At 70.2% G+C, this 19,386-nt stretch carries 16 protein-coding genes; 4 read left to right on the top strand and 12 right to left on the bottom strand.

Translation table 11 applies throughout. The features are described from left to right. Nucleotides 1–50: 50 nt before the first annotated feature. From ACQPXB_RS45425 to ACQPXB_RS45445, 5 genes are all read right to left on the bottom strand, one after another. Nucleotides 51–1,268: an acyl-CoA dehydrogenase family protein gene (locus tag ACQPXB_RS45425; protein WP_366582483.1), complete on the bottom strand. Its 1,218-nt coding sequence runs from the start codon at nucleotides 1,266–1,268 to the stop codon at nucleotides 51–53. Between the two features lie 44 nt (nucleotides 1,269–1,312). Then, entirely contained in the window at nucleotides 1,313–2,896 is a 1,584-nt protein-coding gene (gene mdlC, locus ACQPXB_RS45430; protein WP_386950828.1) for a benzoylformate decarboxylase, read from the bottom strand. Nucleotides 2,897–2,931: 35 nt separating this feature from the next. Next, complete coding sequence (locus tag ACQPXB_RS45435; protein WP_432848169.1) at nucleotides 2,932–3,783, bottom strand: SAM-dependent methyltransferase; 852 nt, start codon at nucleotides 3,781–3,783, stop codon at nucleotides 2,932–2,934. A gap of 291 nt (nucleotides 3,784–4,074) precedes the next feature. Next, the gene (locus ACQPXB_RS45440) at nucleotides 4,075–4,290 is read right to left on the bottom strand and encodes a hypothetical protein (RefSeq protein ID WP_432848171.1); all 216 of its coding nucleotides are present in this window, start codon (nucleotides 4,288–4,290) and stop codon (nucleotides 4,075–4,077) included. Between the two features lie 48 nt (nucleotides 4,291–4,338). After that, nucleotides 4,339–5,979: a S53 family peptidase gene (locus ACQPXB_RS45445; protein ID WP_432848172.1), complete on the bottom strand. Its 1,641-nt coding sequence runs from the start codon at nucleotides 5,977–5,979 to the stop codon at nucleotides 4,339–4,341. A gap of 547 nt (nucleotides 5,980–6,526) precedes the next feature. Here ACQPXB_RS45445 and ACQPXB_RS45450 point away from each other — a divergent pair. Further along, nucleotides 6,527–7,111, top strand: coding sequence for a sigma-70 family RNA polymerase sigma factor (locus tag ACQPXB_RS45450; RefSeq protein WP_366582478.1), 585 nt, complete (start codon nucleotides 6,527–6,529; stop codon nucleotides 7,109–7,111). Nucleotides 7,112–7,371: 260 nt separating this feature from the next. On the opposite strand, the gene ACQPXB_RS45455 is transcribed toward ACQPXB_RS45450, so the two are convergent. The 4 genes from ACQPXB_RS45455 to ACQPXB_RS45470 form a co-directional block, all read right to left on the bottom strand. Further along, nucleotides 7,372–8,112, bottom strand: a complete 741-nt coding sequence (locus ACQPXB_RS45455; RefSeq protein ID WP_432848174.1) for an ANTAR domain-containing protein — start codon at nucleotides 8,110–8,112, stop codon at nucleotides 7,372–7,374. A gap of 24 nt (nucleotides 8,113–8,136) precedes the next feature. Then, on the bottom strand, nucleotides 8,137–8,874 hold the full coding sequence (locus ACQPXB_RS45460) for a hypothetical protein (RefSeq protein ID WP_432848176.1): 738 nt from the start codon (nucleotides 8,872–8,874) through the stop codon (nucleotides 8,137–8,139). A 66-nt stretch (nucleotides 8,875–8,940) separates the two neighbouring features. Continuing rightward, complete coding sequence (locus ACQPXB_RS45465) at nucleotides 8,941–9,618, bottom strand: copper homeostasis protein CutC (RefSeq protein ID WP_366582475.1); 678 nt, start codon at nucleotides 9,616–9,618, stop codon at nucleotides 8,941–8,943. A gap of 15 nt (nucleotides 9,619–9,633) precedes the next feature. Continuing rightward, nucleotides 9,634–12,381, bottom strand: coding sequence for a sensor histidine kinase (locus tag ACQPXB_RS45470; protein WP_432848177.1), 2,748 nt, complete (start codon nucleotides 12,379–12,381; stop codon nucleotides 9,634–9,636). Nucleotides 12,382–12,578: 197 nt separating this feature from the next. Here ACQPXB_RS45470 and ACQPXB_RS45475 point away from each other — a divergent pair, with 197 nt between their 5' ends. Further along, nucleotides 12,579–13,544: an ABC transporter substrate-binding protein gene (locus ACQPXB_RS45475; protein ID WP_432848179.1), complete on the top strand. Its 966-nt coding sequence runs from the start codon at nucleotides 12,579–12,581 to the stop codon at nucleotides 13,542–13,544. Nucleotides 13,545–13,713: 169 nt separating this feature from the next. Here ACQPXB_RS45475 and ACQPXB_RS45480 read toward each other — a convergent pair whose 3' ends face one another. Beyond that, nucleotides 13,714–14,838: an IS701 family transposase gene (locus ACQPXB_RS45480; RefSeq protein ID WP_432857039.1), complete on the bottom strand. Its 1,125-nt coding sequence runs from the start codon at nucleotides 14,836–14,838 to the stop codon at nucleotides 13,714–13,716. Between the two features lie 87 nt (nucleotides 14,839–14,925). After that, complete coding sequence (locus ACQPXB_RS45485; RefSeq protein ID WP_366582472.1) at nucleotides 14,926–15,555, bottom strand: LppU/SCO3897 family protein; 630 nt, start codon at nucleotides 15,553–15,555, stop codon at nucleotides 14,926–14,928. A gap of 89 nt (nucleotides 15,556–15,644) precedes the next feature. On the opposite strand from ACQPXB_RS45485, the gene ACQPXB_RS45490 reads away from it, so the two are divergent. Beyond that, a complete protein-coding gene (locus tag ACQPXB_RS45490; protein WP_386950801.1) occupies nucleotides 15,645–17,291 on the top strand; it encodes a DNA repair helicase XPB in 1,647 nt (548 codons plus the stop codon). Nucleotides 17,292–17,307: 16 nt separating this feature from the next. Here ACQPXB_RS45490 and ACQPXB_RS45495 read toward each other — a convergent pair whose 3' ends face one another. Further along, the gene (locus tag ACQPXB_RS45495) at nucleotides 17,308–17,754 is read right to left on the bottom strand and encodes a nitroreductase family deazaflavin-dependent oxidoreductase (RefSeq protein WP_432848182.1); all 447 of its coding nucleotides are present in this window, start codon (nucleotides 17,752–17,754) and stop codon (nucleotides 17,308–17,310) included. Between the two features lie 311 nt (nucleotides 17,755–18,065). Between ACQPXB_RS45495 and ACQPXB_RS45500 the strand changes: the two genes are divergently transcribed. Next, the gene (locus ACQPXB_RS45500; RefSeq protein WP_432848184.1) at nucleotides 18,066–18,827 is read left to right on the top strand and encodes a DUF4253 domain-containing protein; all 762 of its coding nucleotides are present in this window, start codon (nucleotides 18,066–18,068) and stop codon (nucleotides 18,825–18,827) included. The last annotated feature ends 559 nt before the right edge of the window (nucleotides 18,828–19,386 follow it).

A 19,386-nucleotide genomic window follows, 5' to 3' on the forward strand; every position in this document is an offset into this window, starting at 1 on the left:
GCTGTTCTTGCGGAACGGGGCACCCTCGGCGGGTGCCCCGTTCTTGCGTCTCAGGCCTTGGCTCGCGAGTCCGGGCCGGTCTCGTCGGGGCCGATCTCCGGCAGCGTCCGCACGCCGAGCACGTTGGCGCCCACCAGCTTGCGCGTGGCCAGGTTGCCCATCGGCATGAACGTGCTCGCCTGCACGTCACGCCACATCCGCTCGAACGGCAGCTTCTTCGTGTACGACATGCCGCCCAGCACGTCGACGAGGCGCTGCATCACCTGCACGGCGTTGTTGGCGGCCACGTACTTCACGACGGCGCAGCGGGCCACTCCGTCCTGCACGTCGCCGGTGAAGAGGCGGCGCGACATCACGTCTTCGGCGTGGCTGCGGATGAGCGCCCGCGAGCTGTCGAGGAGGATCTGGCACTCGCCGATCACGTCCTGCAGCACCGGATCGCCCGTTTTGCCGCGCTTCTGCAGCGAGCGGACGGTCCAGTCGAGCGCCCCGGCCGCGACTCCCGTGTAGACGGCCGAGAACGCCGGCATCGCCCACGACCACACGGTTTCCAGCACCCGCGCGTCGAGGTGCTTCACCGGCAGCGAGTGGACGACGGCACTGTCCTCGACGAACACCTTGGTGAGCTCGACGTCGTTGCTCTGCGTGCCGCGCATGCCCATGGTGTCCCAGGTCTGGTGGATCTTCACCCCGGGCTGGTCGAGCGCGATCTGGCACAGCATCAGGCGCGGGCCGCCTTCGGCGTCCTCGTACCGCGCGGTGGTGGAGCAGTGCGTGGCGACGGCCGTGTTGGTGGCGAAGCTCTTGCGGCCCGTGAGCTCGAACCCGCCTTCGACGCGGACGGCCTCGGTGTTCGAGTCCGTCATGTCGTTGCGCAGGCCCGTTTCGCTGGTCACCGACGCCCAGATCAGCTTGCCCTCGGCGGCTTTCGTGAGCAGCTCGGCCAGCCGCGGCGACTGCGTGCGCCGCCAGACGCTCGCCCACTGCCCCAGCGGCGAGAGGTGCATCGTGAACGCGAGCGCGGTGGCGCCGTCGCCCATCGCCAGGCGTTCCAGCACCGGCAGGATCTCCGGCAGGCCCGCGCCGAAGCCGCCCAGCTCCTCCGGCACGGACAGGCGCAGGAAACCCGCTTCCCGCAGGTCGTCGTAGTTCTCGTGGGGGAAGGAGTTCTCGCGGTCGTGCAGGCTGGCTCGCTCGGCGAAGACGTCGGCGAGCTTGCCGGCCTGTGCGACGAGTTCCTGCTGTCCGGGAGTCAGTAGAGGCTGCACCCGGTCATCCAAACAGCGTCACCCGGTCGGGTCAATCGCGAAGATCAATACAGTTTCTGCGGATTCGGGTCCACCTTGACGTGCACGAGGGCGGGACCGTTTTCGGCGAGGGCTTCGGCGAGCGCGTCTCGCAGGTCGGCGCCCTCTTCGACGGTCCGCGCGGGCACGCCCATGCTCTGCGCGAGCTGCGCGAAGTCGATGCCGCCGAGCTCGGTGCCCGGCACCTTCTTGCCACCGGCCGACTCGCCGAGGATCCGCACGGCCGCGTACTGCGCGTTGTCCAGCACCACGAAGGTGACCGGCACGTTCTCGCGCGCGGCCGTCCACAGTGCCTGCACGCAGTACATGCTGGAGCCGTCGCCGAGGATCGCGACGACCTTGCGGTCGGGCCGCCCCAGTGCCGCGCCGACGGCCGCCGGGAGGCCGTAGCCGAGCGTCCCGCTCGCGACGGTGAGGAATCCCGTGTCGGTGGAGGTGATCGGCAGGTGGTCGTGGAGGCAGTTGCGGTGGCTCGGCGTCTCCTCGACGACGATCGCGTTGTCCGGCAGCAGATCCGCGACCGTGGCGTAGGCGAAGTCCGGCGAGATCGGCGTGGTTTCGGCGGGCTTGGCGGGCTTTGCTTGCGGGGCCGGGGTTTCGCGGCTCTTCGCGGTGACCTCTCGGGCGAGGGCCTGGATGGCGAGCTTCGGCGTGGCGCGGATGCCGGTGCCGTTGCCCGCGCGGGCGAGGATCTGCTCGTCGTCGCTCACGAGGTACAGCGGCGGCAACGGCTGCTCCGGCTCGCCGCGGTACACGTGGTAGGTGAAGGCGGGCGCGCCCAGCACCACCACGACGTCGTGCTCGCGCAGCGCCTCGGCCACCGCCTTGCGCTCGGGCTGCAGGAAGCCGAGGAACAGCTCGTGGTCCTCGGGGAACGAGCACCGCGACGACATCGGCGCCGCCCAGACGCCGGCCTTGAGCTTCTCGGCGAGCGCGACCACGTCGGGCACCGCGCCGTCGCCGTCCACACTGGCGCCGACGACCAGCGCCGGGTTTTCCGCGTGGTCCAGGGCTTTCGCCAGCTCCTGGAGGGCTTCGGGGTCGGGCGCGAAGCTCTGCGTCCGCCGGCCGGTGGGCAGCGGCATCGTCGCCTCGGCGTCCCAGTCGTCCACGGGCACGGAGACGAACACCGGCCCCTGCGGCGCCTGCGTCGCGATGTAGTACGCGTGCGCGATCGCGGCCGGCACGTCCTGCGCCCGCGCCGGCTCGATGCTCCACTTCACGTAGGGCTTCGGGAAGTTCGCCGCTTCCACGGCCCCCAGGAACGGCTCGTCCGGCAGCAGTGAGCGCGTCTGCTGCCCCGCCAGCACGATCAGCGGCGCCCGGTCGCGGAACGCGGTGAACACGTGGCCCAGCGAATGGCCCACGCCACCGGCCGAGTGCAGGTTCACGAGCACCGGCTTGCGCGTCGCCTGCGCGTACCCGTCCGCCATCGCCACGACGGCCGACTCCTGCAGCCCGAGGACGTAGGTGAAGTCGTCAGGCCACTCGGTCAGGAACGCGATCTCCGTGGTGCCGGGGTTGCCGAACACCGTGGTCAGGCCGAGATTCCGGAGCAGCTCCCGCGTGGCGTCGCGAATCGTGCGCATGATCCGGAGGTTATCCCGGCTCCCGGCGGGTTGTCTCACCCACCCGAGTGAACATTGGTGCCACTCACGTAGCGCACGTCGCTGAGCCGCAGCGAGTCGTCCGCCAGGGGCAGGCCGTTGGCGGACAGCAGCTCCGCGATCGTGGCGCCCCTGAGCTCCCAGCCGAGGCCGGTCAGGTAGGGGGCGGCTTCGTTGCGCTCGCCGTAGTAGCGGACCTTCGCCATGTCCGTGTCGAAACCCTGCTCCCGCCAGCGTTGCGCGATCTGGTTCAGCCCCGCCTTGGTCTTCTCGTCGTCACCCGGCTTCGGGTTCGGCCGGCTCTCGGTGGCCACACGGCTTCCCGGCGCGCTGAGGGCGGTGATCGTGTCCAGCAGCCGATCCTGCGCTTCGGGCGGCAGGTAACCCAACAGGCCTTCGGCACTCCACGCGGTCTTCTCGGTCACGTCGAACCCGTTGGCCCTCAGCGCGGCGGGCCAATCCTCACGCAGATCAATCCCGACGGCGCGCCGCTCCGCGGTCGGCTCCGCCTGGAGTTCACCCAGGGCACGGGTCTTGAACCCGACGACTTCTGGCTGGTCGACCTCGTACACGATTGTTCCCGACGGCCACTGCAGCCGGTAGGCGCGGGAATCCAGTCCCGCGGCAAGGATCACGACTTGCCTGATGCCGGCTTTCGTTGCTTCCCGGAAGAAATCGTCGTAGAACTTCCCGCGCACCTTGGCGACCTCGATCGCCACCCGCCCCACCAGGTCCCCCGGCGGCTCTTCCCCACTGGCCAGCCTCGTGAGCAGATCGATGCCCACCGCCCGCACGAGCGGCTCGGCGAACGGATCGGCGAACAGGCTTTGGTCTTCTCGCGTCGCAATCGCCCTCGCCGCCGCGGCCATGGTCGCCGTCGCCCCCACACTGGAGGCGAGGTCCCAGGTGTCTCCGTCTTGCCGGGTGGAAGTCATGGTCCGCCTTCGTCTTTCGGGGGTCTCACAGGCATTCTTTTGCACCGGGCGCAGCCCGCCACCTCTTGCACCGGGGCAGCCCGCCACCGACACAAACCCACCCTCCCTAGGGGGCGCGCCCATGTCCATCGTATCGGCCACCCCCGACAGAACCCGGTCACAAGCCGTTGCGGCCCCGACTTGTCCACAACTCGGGGTCGCTGTGGACAACGACCGCTGAGCACCTCATTGCTCAGCGGTCGGTAGCTCCGCACTCAGTTCGGCGAGCACCTTCTCGATGAACCGCATGCTCTCCTCTTCGTCGAAAGCCAACGACAGCACAGCGCTGGCGCCGACGAGCGCGGTGAACTCCACCGGACCGCGCAGCAGCTCACGACCAGCGACCCGGGTCAGGATCCGGACATCCCGCCCATCGCAGGAGATTCGGCGGTGGTCAAACACGAAAGTGGGGCCCTCCCCCGAAGGAAAGGGCCCCACTGCAAGGAAAACTCAGCCGATCAGGCCCGAAAGCCCCGTGCCCTTGAAAGAGCCCCAGCCGGTCACCTGGTCGTAGCCCGTGCCGGCGGTGAAGCCGGTGGTGCCGTTGAAGGTGTTGTTGCCGGTGGTCACGTCGTGGAAGCCCGTGGAGTACGAGGAGCCGTTGCCGATGCTGTAGAAGGTCGGGTTCAGGTTGCCGAGCGAGCCGCCGTGGACCTGGTTCTGCAGGGCGGTGAAGGCGGCCCACAGCGGGGCGGCGCCGGAGGTGCCCCAGACGTTGCCGCTGCTGCCTTCGCTGACGATGGTGTACGCGGAGCCCGAAGCGGCGTCACCGGCGACGTCCGGGACCTTGCGCTTCGTGGTGCTCTGGTGCGACTGCCAGGACGGGGCGTTGAACAGCGTCGAGATGCCGCCGCCGCCGGCGCCGGCCGAGGCGCCGTCGTTCCAGGCCTTCTCGCTGCTGTAGCCGTTGGACGAGGTCACGGTGAGCTGGGTGCCGCCGACGCCGGTGACGTTGGGGCTGGACGCCGGGAAGTCGACGGCCTTCGAAAGGCTGCCGGTCTGGCGGGCGCAGTCGGTGGTGCCGTCGTCGCCCGCGGCGGCGAAGTACGTGATGCCCTCGGCGGTGCCGGAGGCGATCGCGTTGTTCACGCTGCTGGCGGCCGACGAACCTTCAGCCGACTCGCACGAGCCCCACGAGATGGAGACGACGTTGACGCGCGCGTCCGACGCGATCTTCTGGTACATCGCCAGCTCGCCGGCGTTGGAGTTCGGGGCCTCGTAGACGAACGAGCTCACCTTCGACGCGAGCGCGTGCACGACCTCGATGTCCAGGTCGACCTCGACCTCGCCGTCGCCCGGGCTGGAGTCGTAGTTGGCGCCGCTCACCGGGACGGTGGTGACGCTGCCGCCGGAGAGGCCGTACTTCGAGTCGTAGCTGGTGATGTCCGACTTGCGGTAGCCGTCGAACTCGACGAAGCCGACGTTCACGCCCGTGCCCGTGGCCGAGAGGCCGCTGGTGGAGTAGGCGGTCTTGAGGATGCTCGGCGTGACGGCCTTGACCACCTTCGGCGCGGCGGTGGTGGCCGAGTGCTCCTTCACGGCGTGGTTGTCGAGGCCGACCACGGCCTGCACCACCGACGAAACGGAGGCGGGCAGCGCGGGGGCGGAGTCGTTGGCGAAGAACTTGCGACCGGTGGTCGTGTCGGTGTAATTGCCGAGGCGGGTGTGGAATGTGGATTCGAGCTGTGCGGCCGAACCGGTGAACGTGATGGCCTGCCGGTTACCGGAAACCTCGATTCCGCGCGCACCGTTTTGTTTCAGGAATGAAACGGCCTTGGCGACGTCGGCCTGCGTTGGGCCGAATGCCGCATTGAACTGCTCCGGAGTGAGGAAGTGGTGGTACTGCGGCGAGGCCGGGTTCTGGACGTCGGAGAGGAACTGCTGGAGGCCCTGCTGGTTGTGCAGCTTCAGCGACAGCGCCGCGTTGATCTGCTGACCAGCGTCGACGTCGCCACTGCGGGCGCTCGAGGCCAGCGGCGCCGCGTTGCCGCTCATGGTGATCAAGGGATCGGCGTGGGCCACGCCGGCCAGGGAAAGGCACAGCAACGCCGGCAGCGGGACCGCTGCGGCGACGAGCTTGCGCAAGCGCATGGCAATTCCTCTCAAACGGTGGGGGACCTGGCCGAAACACTTCGTGCGTCGACCTGGGAAGGAGCATAAGCCGCCGAGGAACCTACTTTTGGCTGAGCTTTTCACAGTCCGTTTATGTTTCACGAGAGCAATTTCGGCAGGTTTTCGCCGCAGCTGTCCCGAAATTGCGCTTACTCCCGGATTACCCCTTTACGGATGGTTTGGGGTGGTTCCCGATCGAACACGGGTTCACCGAGCTCAGCGCGGAGCTGGCCCGCCGGTGGGATCCGGGTGCGGGCGAAGACGGCGCCGAGCGATACACGCGGTTCTTCGCCAAGGTGCCGGCCATCCACCGGGCGAACACGAAAGTGCCGGCGGCGTTGCGCGCAGTGGCCGGGTGCACTGACGCGAGTCCTCGCCCTGCCGGGCCTGTCCGATGGACAATCCCGGCCCCTCGGAGCAGGCTGTCGGAGGCTCGCCAGGCGTCCCCGGCCCCCGGTTGTCGTGCGTGCTCATGCCGCCGCGCCACTTCGGTCCGGCGGCCCGCCCGACCTGGGAAACGATGTGGATGGCCACCGACGACCGCGCGCCGTCGCCGCGTCCGGACAGCCGGCTCGTCGCGGCTGCCGTGGCGGGCGATCGCGCCGCGGTGGCCGAGCTCGTGGAGTTCGTGCGCCCCTTCGTGCTCCGCTACTGCCGTGGCCGGCTCGGCCTCAGCGGCGGTGCCGAGGACTGTGCGCAGGAAGTGCTGATCGCGGTGCTCGTGGAGCTGCCGCGCTACCGGTACGAGACGGACAGCTTCCTGCCGTTCGTGTTCGGCATCGCGAGGAACAAGGTCGTCGACGAGTTCCGCCGTCGCTCGCGCAACCGCGCCGACCCGTATGCCGACGCCGGCGACGAGGACCGCCCCGGACCCGACGAGTTCGCCCAGACCGACTCGCGGCTGCAGATCGAGGAGCTGCTGGGACACCTGGCGCCGGAGCAGCGTGAACTGCTGACGCTGCGGGTCGTCCTCGGCTATTCCGCCGAAGAAACAGCCGCGGCGCTGGGGTTGCCGAGCGCCGTGGCCGTCCGGGTGAGCCAGCACCGGGCGCTGACCAAGCTGCGCCGCCTGATGCGGGACGGGCCGGAGCCGAAGAAAAAAGACGACTGACGCGTCAACCCGGGCTCCGGGCCCGGCGGTGCGAGAGCCTTCGGATCAGCCGCACACCCATCACGAACGGGTGCGCCGCGATCGAGGAAACCCCTCGCCGATTCCTCGAGAGCACGCCGAACTGAATACGCACGCCCATGGCGCGCCGCCTCCTGCACCTGCCGGACCGGACCGATACCGATTCCGCCGAGGTCCAGGGCGAAGCAACCGACGTTAGCGCCGAAACACAGCTGTGCACTCCGCCGACCGGTCGAAACGTTTCAGCGCATCGGTGGGTTCCGGAACAGCTCCCGCACGGTCTCCGAGCGGTTCACCACCTCGGCCGCCACCACGCTCAGCTTCCGGCTGTTGCCGCGCGCGAACCGCCGCAGCACGGTGAACGCCTGGTCCATCTCCAGGTTCAGCCGTTCCGCGATGAACCCCTTCGCCTGCTCGATCACGACCCGGCTGCTCAACGCGGTCTGCAGCTGCTCGACGAGCACCTCGTGCTGCTCGATCGTGCGCGCCTGCAGCAGGCCGATGGTCGCGATGTCGACCATCGCACGCGCGACCCGCAGGTCTCCCTCCGAAAGCTCACCGGGGCGCGCCGAAAACAGGTTGAGCGCGCCGATCACCTCGGAGCGCAGCCGCATCGGCAGCGCCTGCACCGAGTGGAACCCGTGGTCGAGCGCGGCCGCCGCGAAGGCGGGCCAGCCGGCGTCGTCGAGCGCGAGGTCGGGCGCGCTCACCGGGGTGCGCGTGCGGAACGCGTCGAGGCAGGGGCCCTCGTCGCGTTGCAGCTGGAACAGCTCCAGCAGCCGCACGTGCTCGTCGGAGCTGGCCACGAGCTGCAGCGCGCCGCTCGGGCCGGCCAGCAGGATGCCGGCGGCGTCCACCGGCAGCAGTGCGACGCTCCGGGCAGCGAGGAGGTGGAGGAAGTCGATCACGTCGAAGTCGTCGGTGAGCGTGTCCGCCAGTTCCACGAACGTGTCCACCAGCTGCCCGTCAGCCACCCGTACCATCTCCCACCACACCGAACGCGTGCTTCACCGAGTTTCCCCTTCCCGCTCGAACCGAACTCGTCTGTCCACCACGTCGGCGGCGAGGTCGGACAGCGGGCGCTGCTCCGCGAACGCCCGCGCCCGCAACGCGGCGAACGCGTCGTCGAGCCGGACGTCGAGCTGCGCCGCAACCATGCCCGTGGCCTGGTGGACCTGCGCCGCCCGCAGGGACAGATCCACGGACTCGTCACCCGCCGCGCCGACTTGCTCGTCGAGCAGGAGAAGGAGCGTCAGTTCAGCGTAGGCCAGTGCGTCGGCCAGTAGCACGGGCTCCAGCGGCACAGGAGCCTTTCGGTGGAACACGACCGTGCCCACGTCGACGAGCCCCACGCGCAGCGGCAGCACGAACTGCGCGTGCACTCCCGCTTGCACGGCCAGCGGCGCGTACAGCGGCCAGCGGCGCGACTGTTCGACGCCGTCGAAGTCACCCACCAGCACCGGCGAACCCAGCTCCCGCGCGCTGCGCACCGGGCCTTCCCCCACCATCACCTCGAGCTCCGCGAGCACGGTGGCGAGGTCGTCGGTGGCCACCCGCACCTCCTGGCTGCCCGGGCCGGTGCTCACCAGCACACACGCCCCGGCAACGCCGAGCCACGCCACGGCCGAGTCGCACAGGGCCGCCACCGTGACGGCGGAGTGCAGCAGGCGCGCTTCGTCCTTTACCCGGCTCCAGGCACGGGAAAGCGGCGTGTCGTCACGTCTGCCGTCCTGACTCGCCTCCATGCTCCGTGCCTTCGGCTCGTACTGCCCGGAAAGTCACCCGGGCGGGAGACTTCCGCACACCCTAACTCAGCTTTTGACGAGTTCAGCCCACTCCCGAACCGCACCAGCGTCCACAGGGGACTCCCAGCCACCGGGACGCACCGCGCTGCCCACGTGAAAGCCGCGCACTCCCCCGGCGCGCAAGAGGTGCACCTGCTGCGCGCGCAGGCCGCCGCCGACGAGCAGCGAAGGGCCCTCGGTGCGGCGCGCGAGGCGCTGCAGCACGGAAAGGCCGCTGCCGACGCCGTGCGGGCTGCCGGCCGCGAGCACCGTGTCGCAACCGAGTTCGGTGAGCACGTCGAACGCGGCGAGCGGGTCGCGCGCGCGGTCGATGGCGCGGTGGAAGGTCCACGGCGCACCGTCGAGCTCCTTCAGCAGCGAGCGGCAAGCGTCGACGTCGATCTCGTTGTCCTCGGTGAGGAAACCGAACACGAACTCGCGCGCGCCGGCGGCCAGGAGCTTCGCGGTGTCGGCGCGCAGGGCGTCGAGGTCACCGGCGGCGAAACCGTCGCTGCCGCGCAGCATCACGCGCACCGGCAGGTCGGTGGCGGCGAGGACGTCGCGCACCGTCTGCTCCGACGGCGTGAGCCCGTCCCGCGCCATGTCCGCGACCAGTTCGAGCCGGTCCGCCCCGCCTTCCTGAGCGCGCTGCGCGTCTTCCGGACCCAGCGCGATCACTTCCAGCAGGGCGGTCTTCGAGCTCATGGGTCATCCGTTCGATCAGGTCGTGGGGTTCTCGTCCCCCCGGGCGTGCCGGCCACGCCTGAACCCGCCTTGAAGGCTCGTCATCCGCTCGCGCACCGCTTCGGGGGAAAGCGAGAGTATCGGCCGCTGCTCGGGCACCTGCCCGGGGCTGGCCTCCATGCCGTCTTCGCCTGCGTTTTCGATATCGGACACGCGCAGGAACGGCCACGTGTTCTCGGCGCCGTCCTCCTGCTCCAGCTCGTCCGAGGTCGGCCACTCCGGCGGGGCCGGGCTCTCGTCGGGGTCGGTGGTGGGGAACTGCTCGACCGGGAACGCCGGTTCGACGCGGTCCGGTTCCGGCACCGTGCGGGCGTGCCGCGAGGGCGGTTCGGGCTCCACCGGTTCCGGTACGGGTCCCGGCTGAGGTTCCGGTTCTGCCACGGGTTCCGCCACCGGCAACGGCTCCGGCGGCACCGGCGCCCGTCCCTCGGGCGGCGGCACGGCCGCGTCGAACCACCGCGACAGCACGTCCCGGTAGGCGGGCATCCGTTCCGTCGGCGCGTCCAGGTCGAGGTGCGAACGGTCCTCCTGCGCCGGCCACGGCGGCGTGCTCTCCACCACCGGCGCGCGGCGGGGCGGGCCCGGTTCGAGCACCGGAACGATCGCCGCCTCCGCCGGCGGCTCGGGGGCTTCTTCCTCTGCGACCACAGGCGCCGCGGCCAGCGGAGCCAAGGGCGGCAACAGCTCCGGCGCCGGCTCGGCTTCGGCGGCGACGGGCGCGGGCGGCTCGGGCAACGGCGGCGCGTCGACGATCAGTTCGGCCGGCACGAGCACCGTCGCCGTGATGCCGGTGCCTTCGGCCAGCCGCAGCGAAACGTCGATGTGGTGGCGCTGCGCGAGCGTCGCGACCACGTACAGGCCCATCCGGCGCGAGACCTCGACGTCGACGTCCGGCGGGTTGGCCAGGCGCGCGTTGGTGCGGTCGATCTCGGCCTGCGGCATGCCGGCGCCGCGGTCGGTGATCTCGATGCGCCAGCCGCCGTCGGGCGTTTCGGCGCTTTCGACGGTGACGGTCGTGCGTTCCGACGAGTAGCGCGTGGCGTTCTCGAGCAGCTCGGACACCACGTGCACGAGGTCGTTCACGGCCTCGCCGCGCACCGCGAGCGTCGGCGCGGAGCCGAGCTCGATGCGCTGGTAATCCTCCACTTCGGACAGTGCGGCGCCCACGATCTCGTCGGCCACCACCGGTCCGCTGTCCTCGCGCACGAGGTCGGTGCCCGAGAGCACCAGCAGGTTCTCGCTGTTGCGGCGCATGCGCGTGGCGAGGTGGTCGAGCTCGAACAGGCCCGCGAGCGTGTCCGGGTCCTGCTCGCCGGCCTCCATGCGGTCGAGCACCGACAGCTGTCGTTCGACGAGATCTTGGCTTCGCTGCGAGAGGTTGACGAACATCGAGTTGACGTTCTCGCGCAGCATCGCCTGCTCGGCCGCGAGCCGCACGGCCTCGCCGTGGACCGCGTCGAACGCGCGCGCGACCTGGCCCACCTCTTCGCGCGTGAACACCGGTACGGGCGCGACGGCCGCGCGGTGGCGCAGGTTCTCCGGCGCCGGATCGGGATCGGTCAGCAGCCGCTGCACGGCTTCGGGCAGCCGGTGGTCGGCCACGTCCAGCGCCGTGCGCCGCAGCACGCGCAGCGGCCGCAGCAGCGAACGCGCGATGACCACGGACAGGATGCCGGCCACGAGCAGCACCGCGAGCACGATGCCGCCGTCCCAGATCGTCGACGTGCGGGCGCGCGCGGCGAGCGAGTCGGTCTGCTCCTGGAGCTGCACGAGCAGCGCTTCCTGCACCTGGTGGGCGAGGTTCACGGTGTAGGTGGCCGCGGTGTCCCACTGGTTGGGGTCCAGACCTTGCAGCGACTGGCCGTTCTCCGCCCGGGTCAGCGCCGACTCGACCATGTCGTTGCCGATGTCGACGACGAGGCCGATCACCGTGTCGTCGTACATCCGCTGCTGGTCTGGCGTCGCGAAGGTGCGGTAGTCGTTGCGCGCGGCGTTGAGCTCGGCCTCGGCGCCCAGCAGCGCGCGCGTGCGGTCGCGGTTGAGGCTGCCCTCGGCGAGCGCCTCGGACATGATCGCGCGCTTGACCGACATCTGGTCCTTGATCCGCGCGAGGGCGTTGCCGGCGAGGCGGAGCCGGGCGAGATCGGGGTCGGACACGTCGGCGGCGGCCATGTCGCTGATGTCGAGCAGGCCGGAGATCAGCTCGCTGTAGGAGCGGAGCACGGCGTCGGCGGGGAACGCGGAGTGCTCGGCGGAGTAGCGCAGGCCGCTGAGCACCCGCAGCCGGTCGTCGCTCTGCTGCAGGCTGCTGGCGGCCACGGCGTCGAGGCGCGGCTTGCTGTCGGCGAGCGTCTTCTCGAACGTGCCGATCGCCTGGTCCACGCGCGTGCGCTGGCCCGTGAGGTCGGTGGTGGCGCCGTGGCGGTTGCCGGCGACGAACCGCACCGTGACGTCGCGCTCGCGCTGCAGCTGGTGCAGGACCTCGGCCACGGTGCTGTCGACACGGCCGCGGGCGGCGAACTCGGCGAGCTGCTGGGCGTCGCGCAGGTCCGTGGTCACGCGCAGGCCCACGAGCCCGATCACGGCGAGCGCGGGGATCAGCAGGACGACGAAGAGCTTGGTCCGCAGGTGCCAGTTGCGAAGGCGCCAGCGGCCCCCGACCTGTCTGGCGGCAGCGGGATCCGTCGCGTCGCCCGTTCGGGGACGCTGGTCGCGACGGCTCACCTAAGCTTCCTTTTCCACCGCGGCACCTCATCCGCGGACGACATCGGGGGTGTCCGGTTCGAGCCTACTCGACAGTAGCTTCGCTCGACCGGATCGGGAAGCCGCACTGGCGGGGTCGCGGCCCTGTCGGGGATCGTATGGGCAGCGGCCCATACGATCCAGCGTGATGGCGAGATTCTCCCGGTGGGTGAGAGCGGATGAACGTGCGTGCACTGGTGTTGCCGCTGGTGGCGGTCTTGCTGGCCATCAGCGGCTGCTCGCTGTTCGATTCCGGTGACGCGGCGGCGCCGGCGCCATTGGAGCGGACCACCCTGCGCGTGGGCGTCGGCGGGCCGATCGACACCGCCCCCCTGCGCATCGCTGCGGCGGCCGGGAAGTTCCGCGAAGCCGGGCTGAACGTGACGCTCGTGGACCTCGGGACCGAGGACGGCTTGGCGAAACTCGGCTCGGGACAGCTGGACGTGACGTTCGCCAGCGACGTGTCCCTTTTCCGCGCCGCCAACGCCGGGACCGCGTTGCAGCTTCAAGGCGAGGCGTACACGTCGGGCAACAACACGATCGCCCTCGTGACGCTGCCGAACTCCGACTACACCGAGCCGACGGCGAAGAAGTCGCCGAAGATCGCGGTGGACGACCTCGACGACATCGGCGCGCTGACCGCCCGTTCCGTGCTCGCGACCGCCGGCGTCGACGCGGCGAAGATCCACTTCGTGGCCAAGCCGTTCGCCCGGATGCCCGACGCGTTGCAGGCCGGCGAAGCCGACGCGGCGCTGATGGTGGAGCCGTACATCACGCGAGCGGAGAAGGAGCTCGGCGCGCAGATCCTCGCCGACGGGTCCAGTGGCGCCACCCTCGACTTCCCCGCTTCGGGCTACGCGACGACCGGCGCGTTCGCGCGCGACAACCCGCGCACGCTGGCCGCGTTCCGCCGCGTGCTCATGCAGGCGCAGCAGACGGCCGCCGATCCGGCGATCGTCCGCGACGCGCTGCCGACGTTCTCCGACATCGACCCGACCACGGCGGCGCTGATCTCGCTGGGCACCTACCCGACCACGCTGTCGGGCATCCGGCTGCAGCGCGTGGCCGACCTCATGCACACGTCGGGCCTGATCACGAGCCGGCTCGACGTGCAGGCGATGCTGCCGGCCGAGGACCAGCCCTAGTACTGCAACGACACTTCGTGATGGCCGCGTCGTCGGTAGTGGCTAGTACGTGCTCGGGCTTGGCTGGAGCGTCGCCATCGTGACCAGTGCATCGCATGCTGGATTGTGTGGCGGATCGGTGCGGTGACGCGGTTGAGCAGTTTGCGGATTTCGTTGGACGTGAGCGGTATCAGACCGGGTGCGGATCCCCTTTTTTCGCGGCGTCTCGGGTGATGACGAGGAATGCCGCCGCCGCCATGGAGAGGGTGATGTGCCGATACCATGCTTGGTATCGGCGGACCTGGTAGTGGTCGAGCCCTGTTTCGTTCTTCGCGGTTTGAAAACTTTCTTCGATTGCCCAGCGGGTTCCGGCGACGCGCACCAGTTCTTGGAGGTCGGTTGCGGCGGGGCCGAAGCAAATGTAGTAGGCGATCTCGGTGGGGTCGCTGACTGAGCGGCGGGCCAGCAGCCAGTGGCCGACCTCTGGTCGGCGCAGGGGGCGGATGTCGACGGCGGCCCAATCGTAGATCCGTTGCCCGTGGGCGCCATCGCCGCAGGACAGACGTTGCCAGGTGGCCGGGTCGACGTCCGCGATGACGGCGTGGACACGCCGCTGCCGCAGATCCATGGAAATCACCATCTGGGACTTGGGCACTGCGAGCACATGCGCGATGTCGTGTTCTTCCAGCCAGAGCCGTAGCCGCCCGACCTGCCCATAGGCTTCATCGACGGTGAACCATGCAAACGGGATTCTCGCGGCGAGCGCGCGTTCCACCATCAGTTGTGCCAGTTCGGGCTTGGTCGCGAATCCGACGTCGTCGGGAATACCGGCTGCAGCGCACCTTCCCCGATCCGCGATCCACTCTTTCGGCAGGTACAACTCGCGATCGATCAAAGCCCGCCCCCGATCCGAGGCGTACGCCAAGAACACGCCGATCTGCGAATTCTCGATCCGCCCAGCCGTGCCCGAATACTGGCGCGCCACGCCGGCGGATTTCGTGCCCTTCTTCACGAATCCGGTCTCGTCGGCGATCAACACGCCACGTTCGGCGTCCCCGAGCACGTCGACCACCGCAGTGCGCACATCATCACGCATGCCCTCGGCGTCCCAGGCGTAGAAGTTCAGCAGCCGCTGCATGCCCTGCGGACCCGTCTCACCGGCCATCTCTGCCAGGGTCCAGCCGTTCTTGCGCTCGGCTTCCGCCAGCAGCCCCCGCAGGTAGGAAACCATTTGCCGCCGCGGCTCCACCCGCGAAAACCGCTCCGCGAACCGCCCCGCGAACGCAGCGAAACGCGCCGACCAGTCCGTCACCATCTCCAGCACACAAGATCAACTACACGACCGTCGAACCCGAGCCTAACCGACACGCCGGTCGATTCATAACGAAGTGTCGTTGCAGTACTAGATGTTCTCGCCCGCGGGCTGCAGGCAGACCGTGCGCTCGGGCGGGCCGGCGTAGACGAGGGCGGTGTCGGCGGCGCCGCAGGAGCTCTCGTCGCTGCTGCCCTGGTGGACGACCGCGCGGGCCTCGGCGTCGGGGTCGCTGCAGGTGACCTTGCTGATCGCGGCCTCGTCGTCGACGTCGCGCAGGCAGTCGCCGGACGACACGTTGAGCGCCAGGCACAGCGTCTCGCGCGGCGTGCTGGTGCGACTGGAGCTGCTGGTGCTCCGGAAGAGCTGGAAGCGCACGTAGTCGCCGCCGCGGCAGCTCGCGGTGCCGTTTTCGACGTCGTCGACGCGGTAGGTGGCGCGCTGCTCGGAGCAGCTCACACCGTGGTAACTCTGCGTGCCGACACTTTCGTCGGACAGGTACAGGCAGCTGCCCGCCACCGGTGTGCCCGACGAGCGGGCGATCGCGGCCACGCCGAACGCGGCGAGCACGCCGACGCCGAGCGCCACCACGATTCCGGCTGCTACCAGCACCTTCGCGGTGCTCGAGAGCGGCCGGGATGCGCCCGGCCGGGGCGGCACGGCGCCCGGCGGCTGGAACGGGTTGGCGGCCGACGGCACGCCGAACGGTGGTGTGGTCAAAGGTCCCCTCCAGCTTTTCCTGCCGATCATCTTGGCACCCGGACGGCCGCGACGGGAGGGGACGGCTCGGGGGAACGTATAAAGGACGGGTGACTGATGGCCCCCTGATCGTCCAGTCCGACAAGACCGTGCTGCTCGAGGTCGACAACCCTCAGGCCGACGACGCGCGGATCGCGATCGCGCCGTTCGCCGAGCTGGAACGCGCGCCCGAGCACGTGCACACGTACCGCATCACGCCGCTGGCGTTGTGGAACGCGCGCGCCGCCGGGCACGACGCCGAGCAGGTGGTGGACGCGCTCACCACGTACTCGCGCTTCCCCGTGCCGCAGCCGCTGCTGATCGACGTGGTCGACGTGATGGGCCGCTTCGGGCGGCTGCAGATCACCAACCACCCCGCCCACGGCCTGGTGATGTCGACCACGGACCGCGCGGTGCTGGAAGAGGTGTCGCGGCACAAGAAGATCAGCCCGATGCTGGGCGCGCGCATCGACGAGGACACGGTGCTCGTGCACCCGTCCGAACGCGGGCGGCTCAAGCAGGCGCTGCTGAAGGTCGGCTGGCCGGCGGAGGACCTCGCGGGTTACGTCGACGGCGAAGCGCACCCCATCGACCTCGACGAGCAGGACTGGCACCTGCGCGACTACCAGCGCCAGGCGGCGGAAGCGTTCTGGGCCGGCGGCTCGGGCGTCGTCGTTCTGCCTTGTGGCGCGGGCAAAACGCTGGTGGGCGCCGCCGCCATGGCACACGCCAAGGCGACCACGCTGATCCTGGTGACCAACACCGTCGCCGGCCGGCAGTGGAAGCGCGAGCTGGTGGCGCGCACGTCGCTGACCGAGGACGAGATCGGCGAGTACTCCGGCGAGAAGAAGGAGATCCGCCCGGTCACGATCGCGACGTACCAGGTCGTGACGCGCAAGACCAAGGGCGAGTACCGGCACCTGGAGCTGTTCGACTCGCGTGACTGGGGCCTGGTCGTTTACGACGAGGTGCACCTGCTGCCGGCGCCGGTGTTCCGCATGACGGCGGATCTGCAGTCCCGGCGCCGCCTGGGCCTGACGGCGACCCTAGTGCGCGAGGACGGCCGCGAGGGTGACGTGTTCTCCCTGATCGGGCCCAAGCGGTACGACGTTCCCTGGCGCGACATCGAGGCACAGGGCTGGATCGCGCCCGCCGAGTGCACCGAGGTCCGCGTGACCCTGACGGACGCCGAGCGCCTCGCGTACGCGACTTCGGAGCCGGACGAGCGCTACAAGCTCGCGGCGACGGCGATGACGAAGATGCCCGTGATCAAGTCCATTGTGGAGCGTCACGCCGGCGAGCCCACCCTGGTGATCGGGGCGTACCTCGACCAGCTGGAAATGCTGGGCGCGGAGCTGGACGCGCCCGTGATCCAGGGGTCGACGCGCAACAAGGAGCGCGAGGAGCTGTTCGACCGCTTCCGCCGCGGCGAGCTGCGGACGCTGGTGGTGTCGAAGGTGGCGAACTTCTCCATCGACCTGCCGGAAGCGTCGGTGGCCATCCAGATCTCGGGCACGTTCGGCTCCCGCCAGGAAGAGGCGCAGCGGCTCGGGCGGCTGCTGCGCCCCAAGGGCGACGGGCGGCAGGCGCACTTCTATTCGATCGTGTCGCGGGACACGGTCGACACCGAGTACGCGGCGCACCGGCAGCGGTTCCTGGCGGAGCAGGGGTACGCGTACCACATCGTCGACGCGGAGGACCTGCGCCGGCCGCTGTAGTCACTCGTTCACGTAGTCACTGTTTCGGGGTCAGCAGGACGATCGGGATGACGCGCTCGGTCTTCTGCGCGTATTCGTTGTAGAGCGGGAAGATCTCGGCCATCTTCGGCCAGAGCTTCTCGCGCTCTTCGTCGGTCGCCACGCGGGCGCGTGCGTCGAACCGCTGGGCGCCGACCTGCACGCCGACGCCGGGCTCGGCTTCGATGTTCTTGAACCAGTCGGGGTGGTCGTCTTCGCCGCCCTTGGAGGCGACCACGACGAAGTCGTCGCCCTCGGTGCCGTAGATCAGGCAGGTGCGGCGGGGCTCGCCGGTCTTGCGGCCGGTGCTGGCGAGGATGAGGGTGTAGAGGCCGTTCTGCTCGTGGCCCTCCCGGCCGCCCGAGCTCACGTACTTGCGGGTCTGCTCGGCGACCCAGTCCCACTTCGAGTCGGTGGCGCGGTCGATGTCCTCGGCGATGGCCATGGTGGTGGTCCTTTCCGGTGCTTGGTCTCTCGTTCGGCCCTGGGACGCTGCCGGTCGGCGGTTCCCGACATCGACCGGACGGAAAAGTACCGGTTTCGCGGTCGCGGTGTTCCCCGGTCGCCGACGAGTGGACTTCGCCTCACCCATCTGTCGCAGTGACCTCACCTGTCACAGCAGCCTCGCTCGGTGGTCGTTGACCTGCCGTTTTCCACATTCACTCGAACGGATGAGCGAAACTTTTCCTGGAAATTGTCGGTCCCTCGAACTACTGTTCGACGTGCAGGACCGAACACCAGTTCGAGGGGAAGCTCATGACGATCGCACCGTTCCGCCCCGGCCTCGGGGCACCGCCGGTCCAGACGTTGCCGCCCGGGCGGTGGCACGGCCGCATCTGGGTGTCCGACGAGCCGCTCGCGCGGCCGCACCGGTACCTGGAGTGCGTCGCGGAGTTCGAGCGCTCCGGGCTCTGGCCCTTGCTCATCCCGCACGACCAGCGCTTCGCCGCGCGCGGCGAGGACTGGCTCGACGACCGCGGCCGCCTCGCCCCGGCCGGCCACCGCGTCGACTCCGCGGACCCCGCCGCCGCCCTCGCGCGCTGGTGGGACACCTCCTGCTGCGACGGCGCATGCCTGCGCCCCTTCGGCACCCGCTTCCCCGGCCTCGCGCGCCGCTCCCACCGCCGCGCCGACCCCCTCGCCGAGGCCGGCAACACCGGCTCCATCCTGGCCAACCGCAGCGCCCACCGCCTCGGCCTCGTCCAGACCGACCGCCCGGCCGACATCCCCGCCCACCTCGGCTGGACGGGCATGATCAAGTCCACCGACCAGGTCGCGGAGCTCTCCGCCGTCCTCCGCAGCTGGGAAGACCGCTTCGGCGCCACCCTCCTCTCCCTGGGCTTCGACACCCTCACTCTCTCCGTCTCCGCCCCACCCCGCACCCAGGCCCGCGCCCTCACCGTGGCGGCCGAGCACCGCGCCTTCAGCCTCCCCACGTACCTCTCCCAGCCCGGCACCCTCCGCGAATACGCGAGCGGCCTCGTGCAGACCCGCCTGTGGACCTTCTCGTGGGCCTGACGACCCCCACCCACGCCGGCGGGCATCCGAACTGGATCGGGGCCGCCGATCCAACGCTGGCCGGCCTCCCCCGGAGCCCGGCCGGCGCGCCTGCCGCTGGCCGGCCTCCCGAACCCTGCAGCCCGGCCGGCGCACCGACCCCTGGCCTGTCTCCCAGCCCTCGAGCCCGGCCGGCGCGCCCACGCTCAACCGACGACTCGCCCGGGGCGGGCCACTGCCCATCACCAGCCGCGCCAGCCGGAGCCCCGGAGTCCGGCCGGCGCACCGACTGTCCGCGGCCGACCCGCGCGGAAAATCCAGCGCCCCTCCATCAGCCGCGTCGGCCGGCCAGCTCCCGGGCCCGAGCCCAGCCGCCCGTCCGCTCAAGGCAATCCACGCCCCACCGCCACCCGCGCCGGCCTCCCAGACCCGAGCCTGGCCGGCGCACTCAACCCAAGCCGATGAGCCGCCTGCCGGCTGCCACCCGCCCCGCCGACTGTCCTCGGGGACCTCAAGTCCAGTCGGCACACTCAACGCCGTCGGGCGAGCCGCCCTGCGGCGCCATTGGTTTCGCCTGCCC

It is taken from the genome of Amycolatopsis sp. CA-161197, assembly GCF_050942255.1.
Taxonomy (GTDB): Bacteria; Actinomycetota; Actinomycetes; order Mycobacteriales; family Pseudonocardiaceae; genus Amycolatopsis.

What these genes read in the sequence shown, in the direction of transcription:
- ACQPXB_RS45500 (WP_432848184.1), top strand. Translation starts at nt 18,066, where the DNA reads ATGACGATCGCACCGTTCCGCCCCGGCCTCGGGGCACCGCCGGTCCAG.
- mdlC (WP_386950828.1), bottom strand. Translation starts at nt 2,896, where the DNA reads ATGCGCACGATTCGCGACGCCACGCGGGAGCTGCTCCGGAATCTCGGC.
- ACQPXB_RS45445 (WP_432848172.1), bottom strand. Translation starts at nt 5,979, where the DNA reads ATGCGCTTGCGCAAGCTCGTCGCCGCAGCGGTCCCGCTGCCGGCGTTG.
- ACQPXB_RS45450 (WP_366582478.1), top strand. Translation starts at nt 6,527, where the DNA reads ATGGCCACCGACGACCGCGCGCCGTCGCCGCGTCCGGACAGCCGGCTC.
- ACQPXB_RS45435 (WP_432848169.1), bottom strand. Translation starts at nt 3,783, where the DNA reads ATGGCCGCGGCGGCGAGGGCGATTGCGACGCGAGAAGACCAAAGCCTG.
- ACQPXB_RS45465 (WP_366582475.1), bottom strand. Translation starts at nt 9,618, where the DNA reads ATGAGCTCGAAGACCGCCCTGCTGGAAGTGATCGCGCTGGGTCCGGAA.
- ACQPXB_RS45475 (WP_432848179.1), top strand. Translation starts at nt 12,579, where the DNA reads ATGAACGTGCGTGCACTGGTGTTGCCGCTGGTGGCGGTCTTGCTGGCC.
- ACQPXB_RS45480 (WP_432857039.1), bottom strand. Translation starts at nt 14,838, where the DNA reads ATGGTGACGGACTGGTCGGCGCGTTTCGCTGCGTTCGCGGGGCGGTTC.
- ACQPXB_RS45495 (WP_432848182.1), bottom strand. Translation starts at nt 17,754, where the DNA reads ATGGCCATCGCCGAGGACATCGACCGCGCCACCGACTCGAAGTGGGAC.
- ACQPXB_RS45455 (WP_432848174.1), bottom strand. Translation starts at nt 8,112, where the DNA reads ATGGTACGGGTGGCTGACGGGCAGCTGGTGGACACGTTCGTGGAACTG.
- ACQPXB_RS45460 (WP_432848176.1), bottom strand. Translation starts at nt 8,874, where the DNA reads ATGGAGGCGAGTCAGGACGGCAGACGTGACGACACGCCGCTTTCCCGT.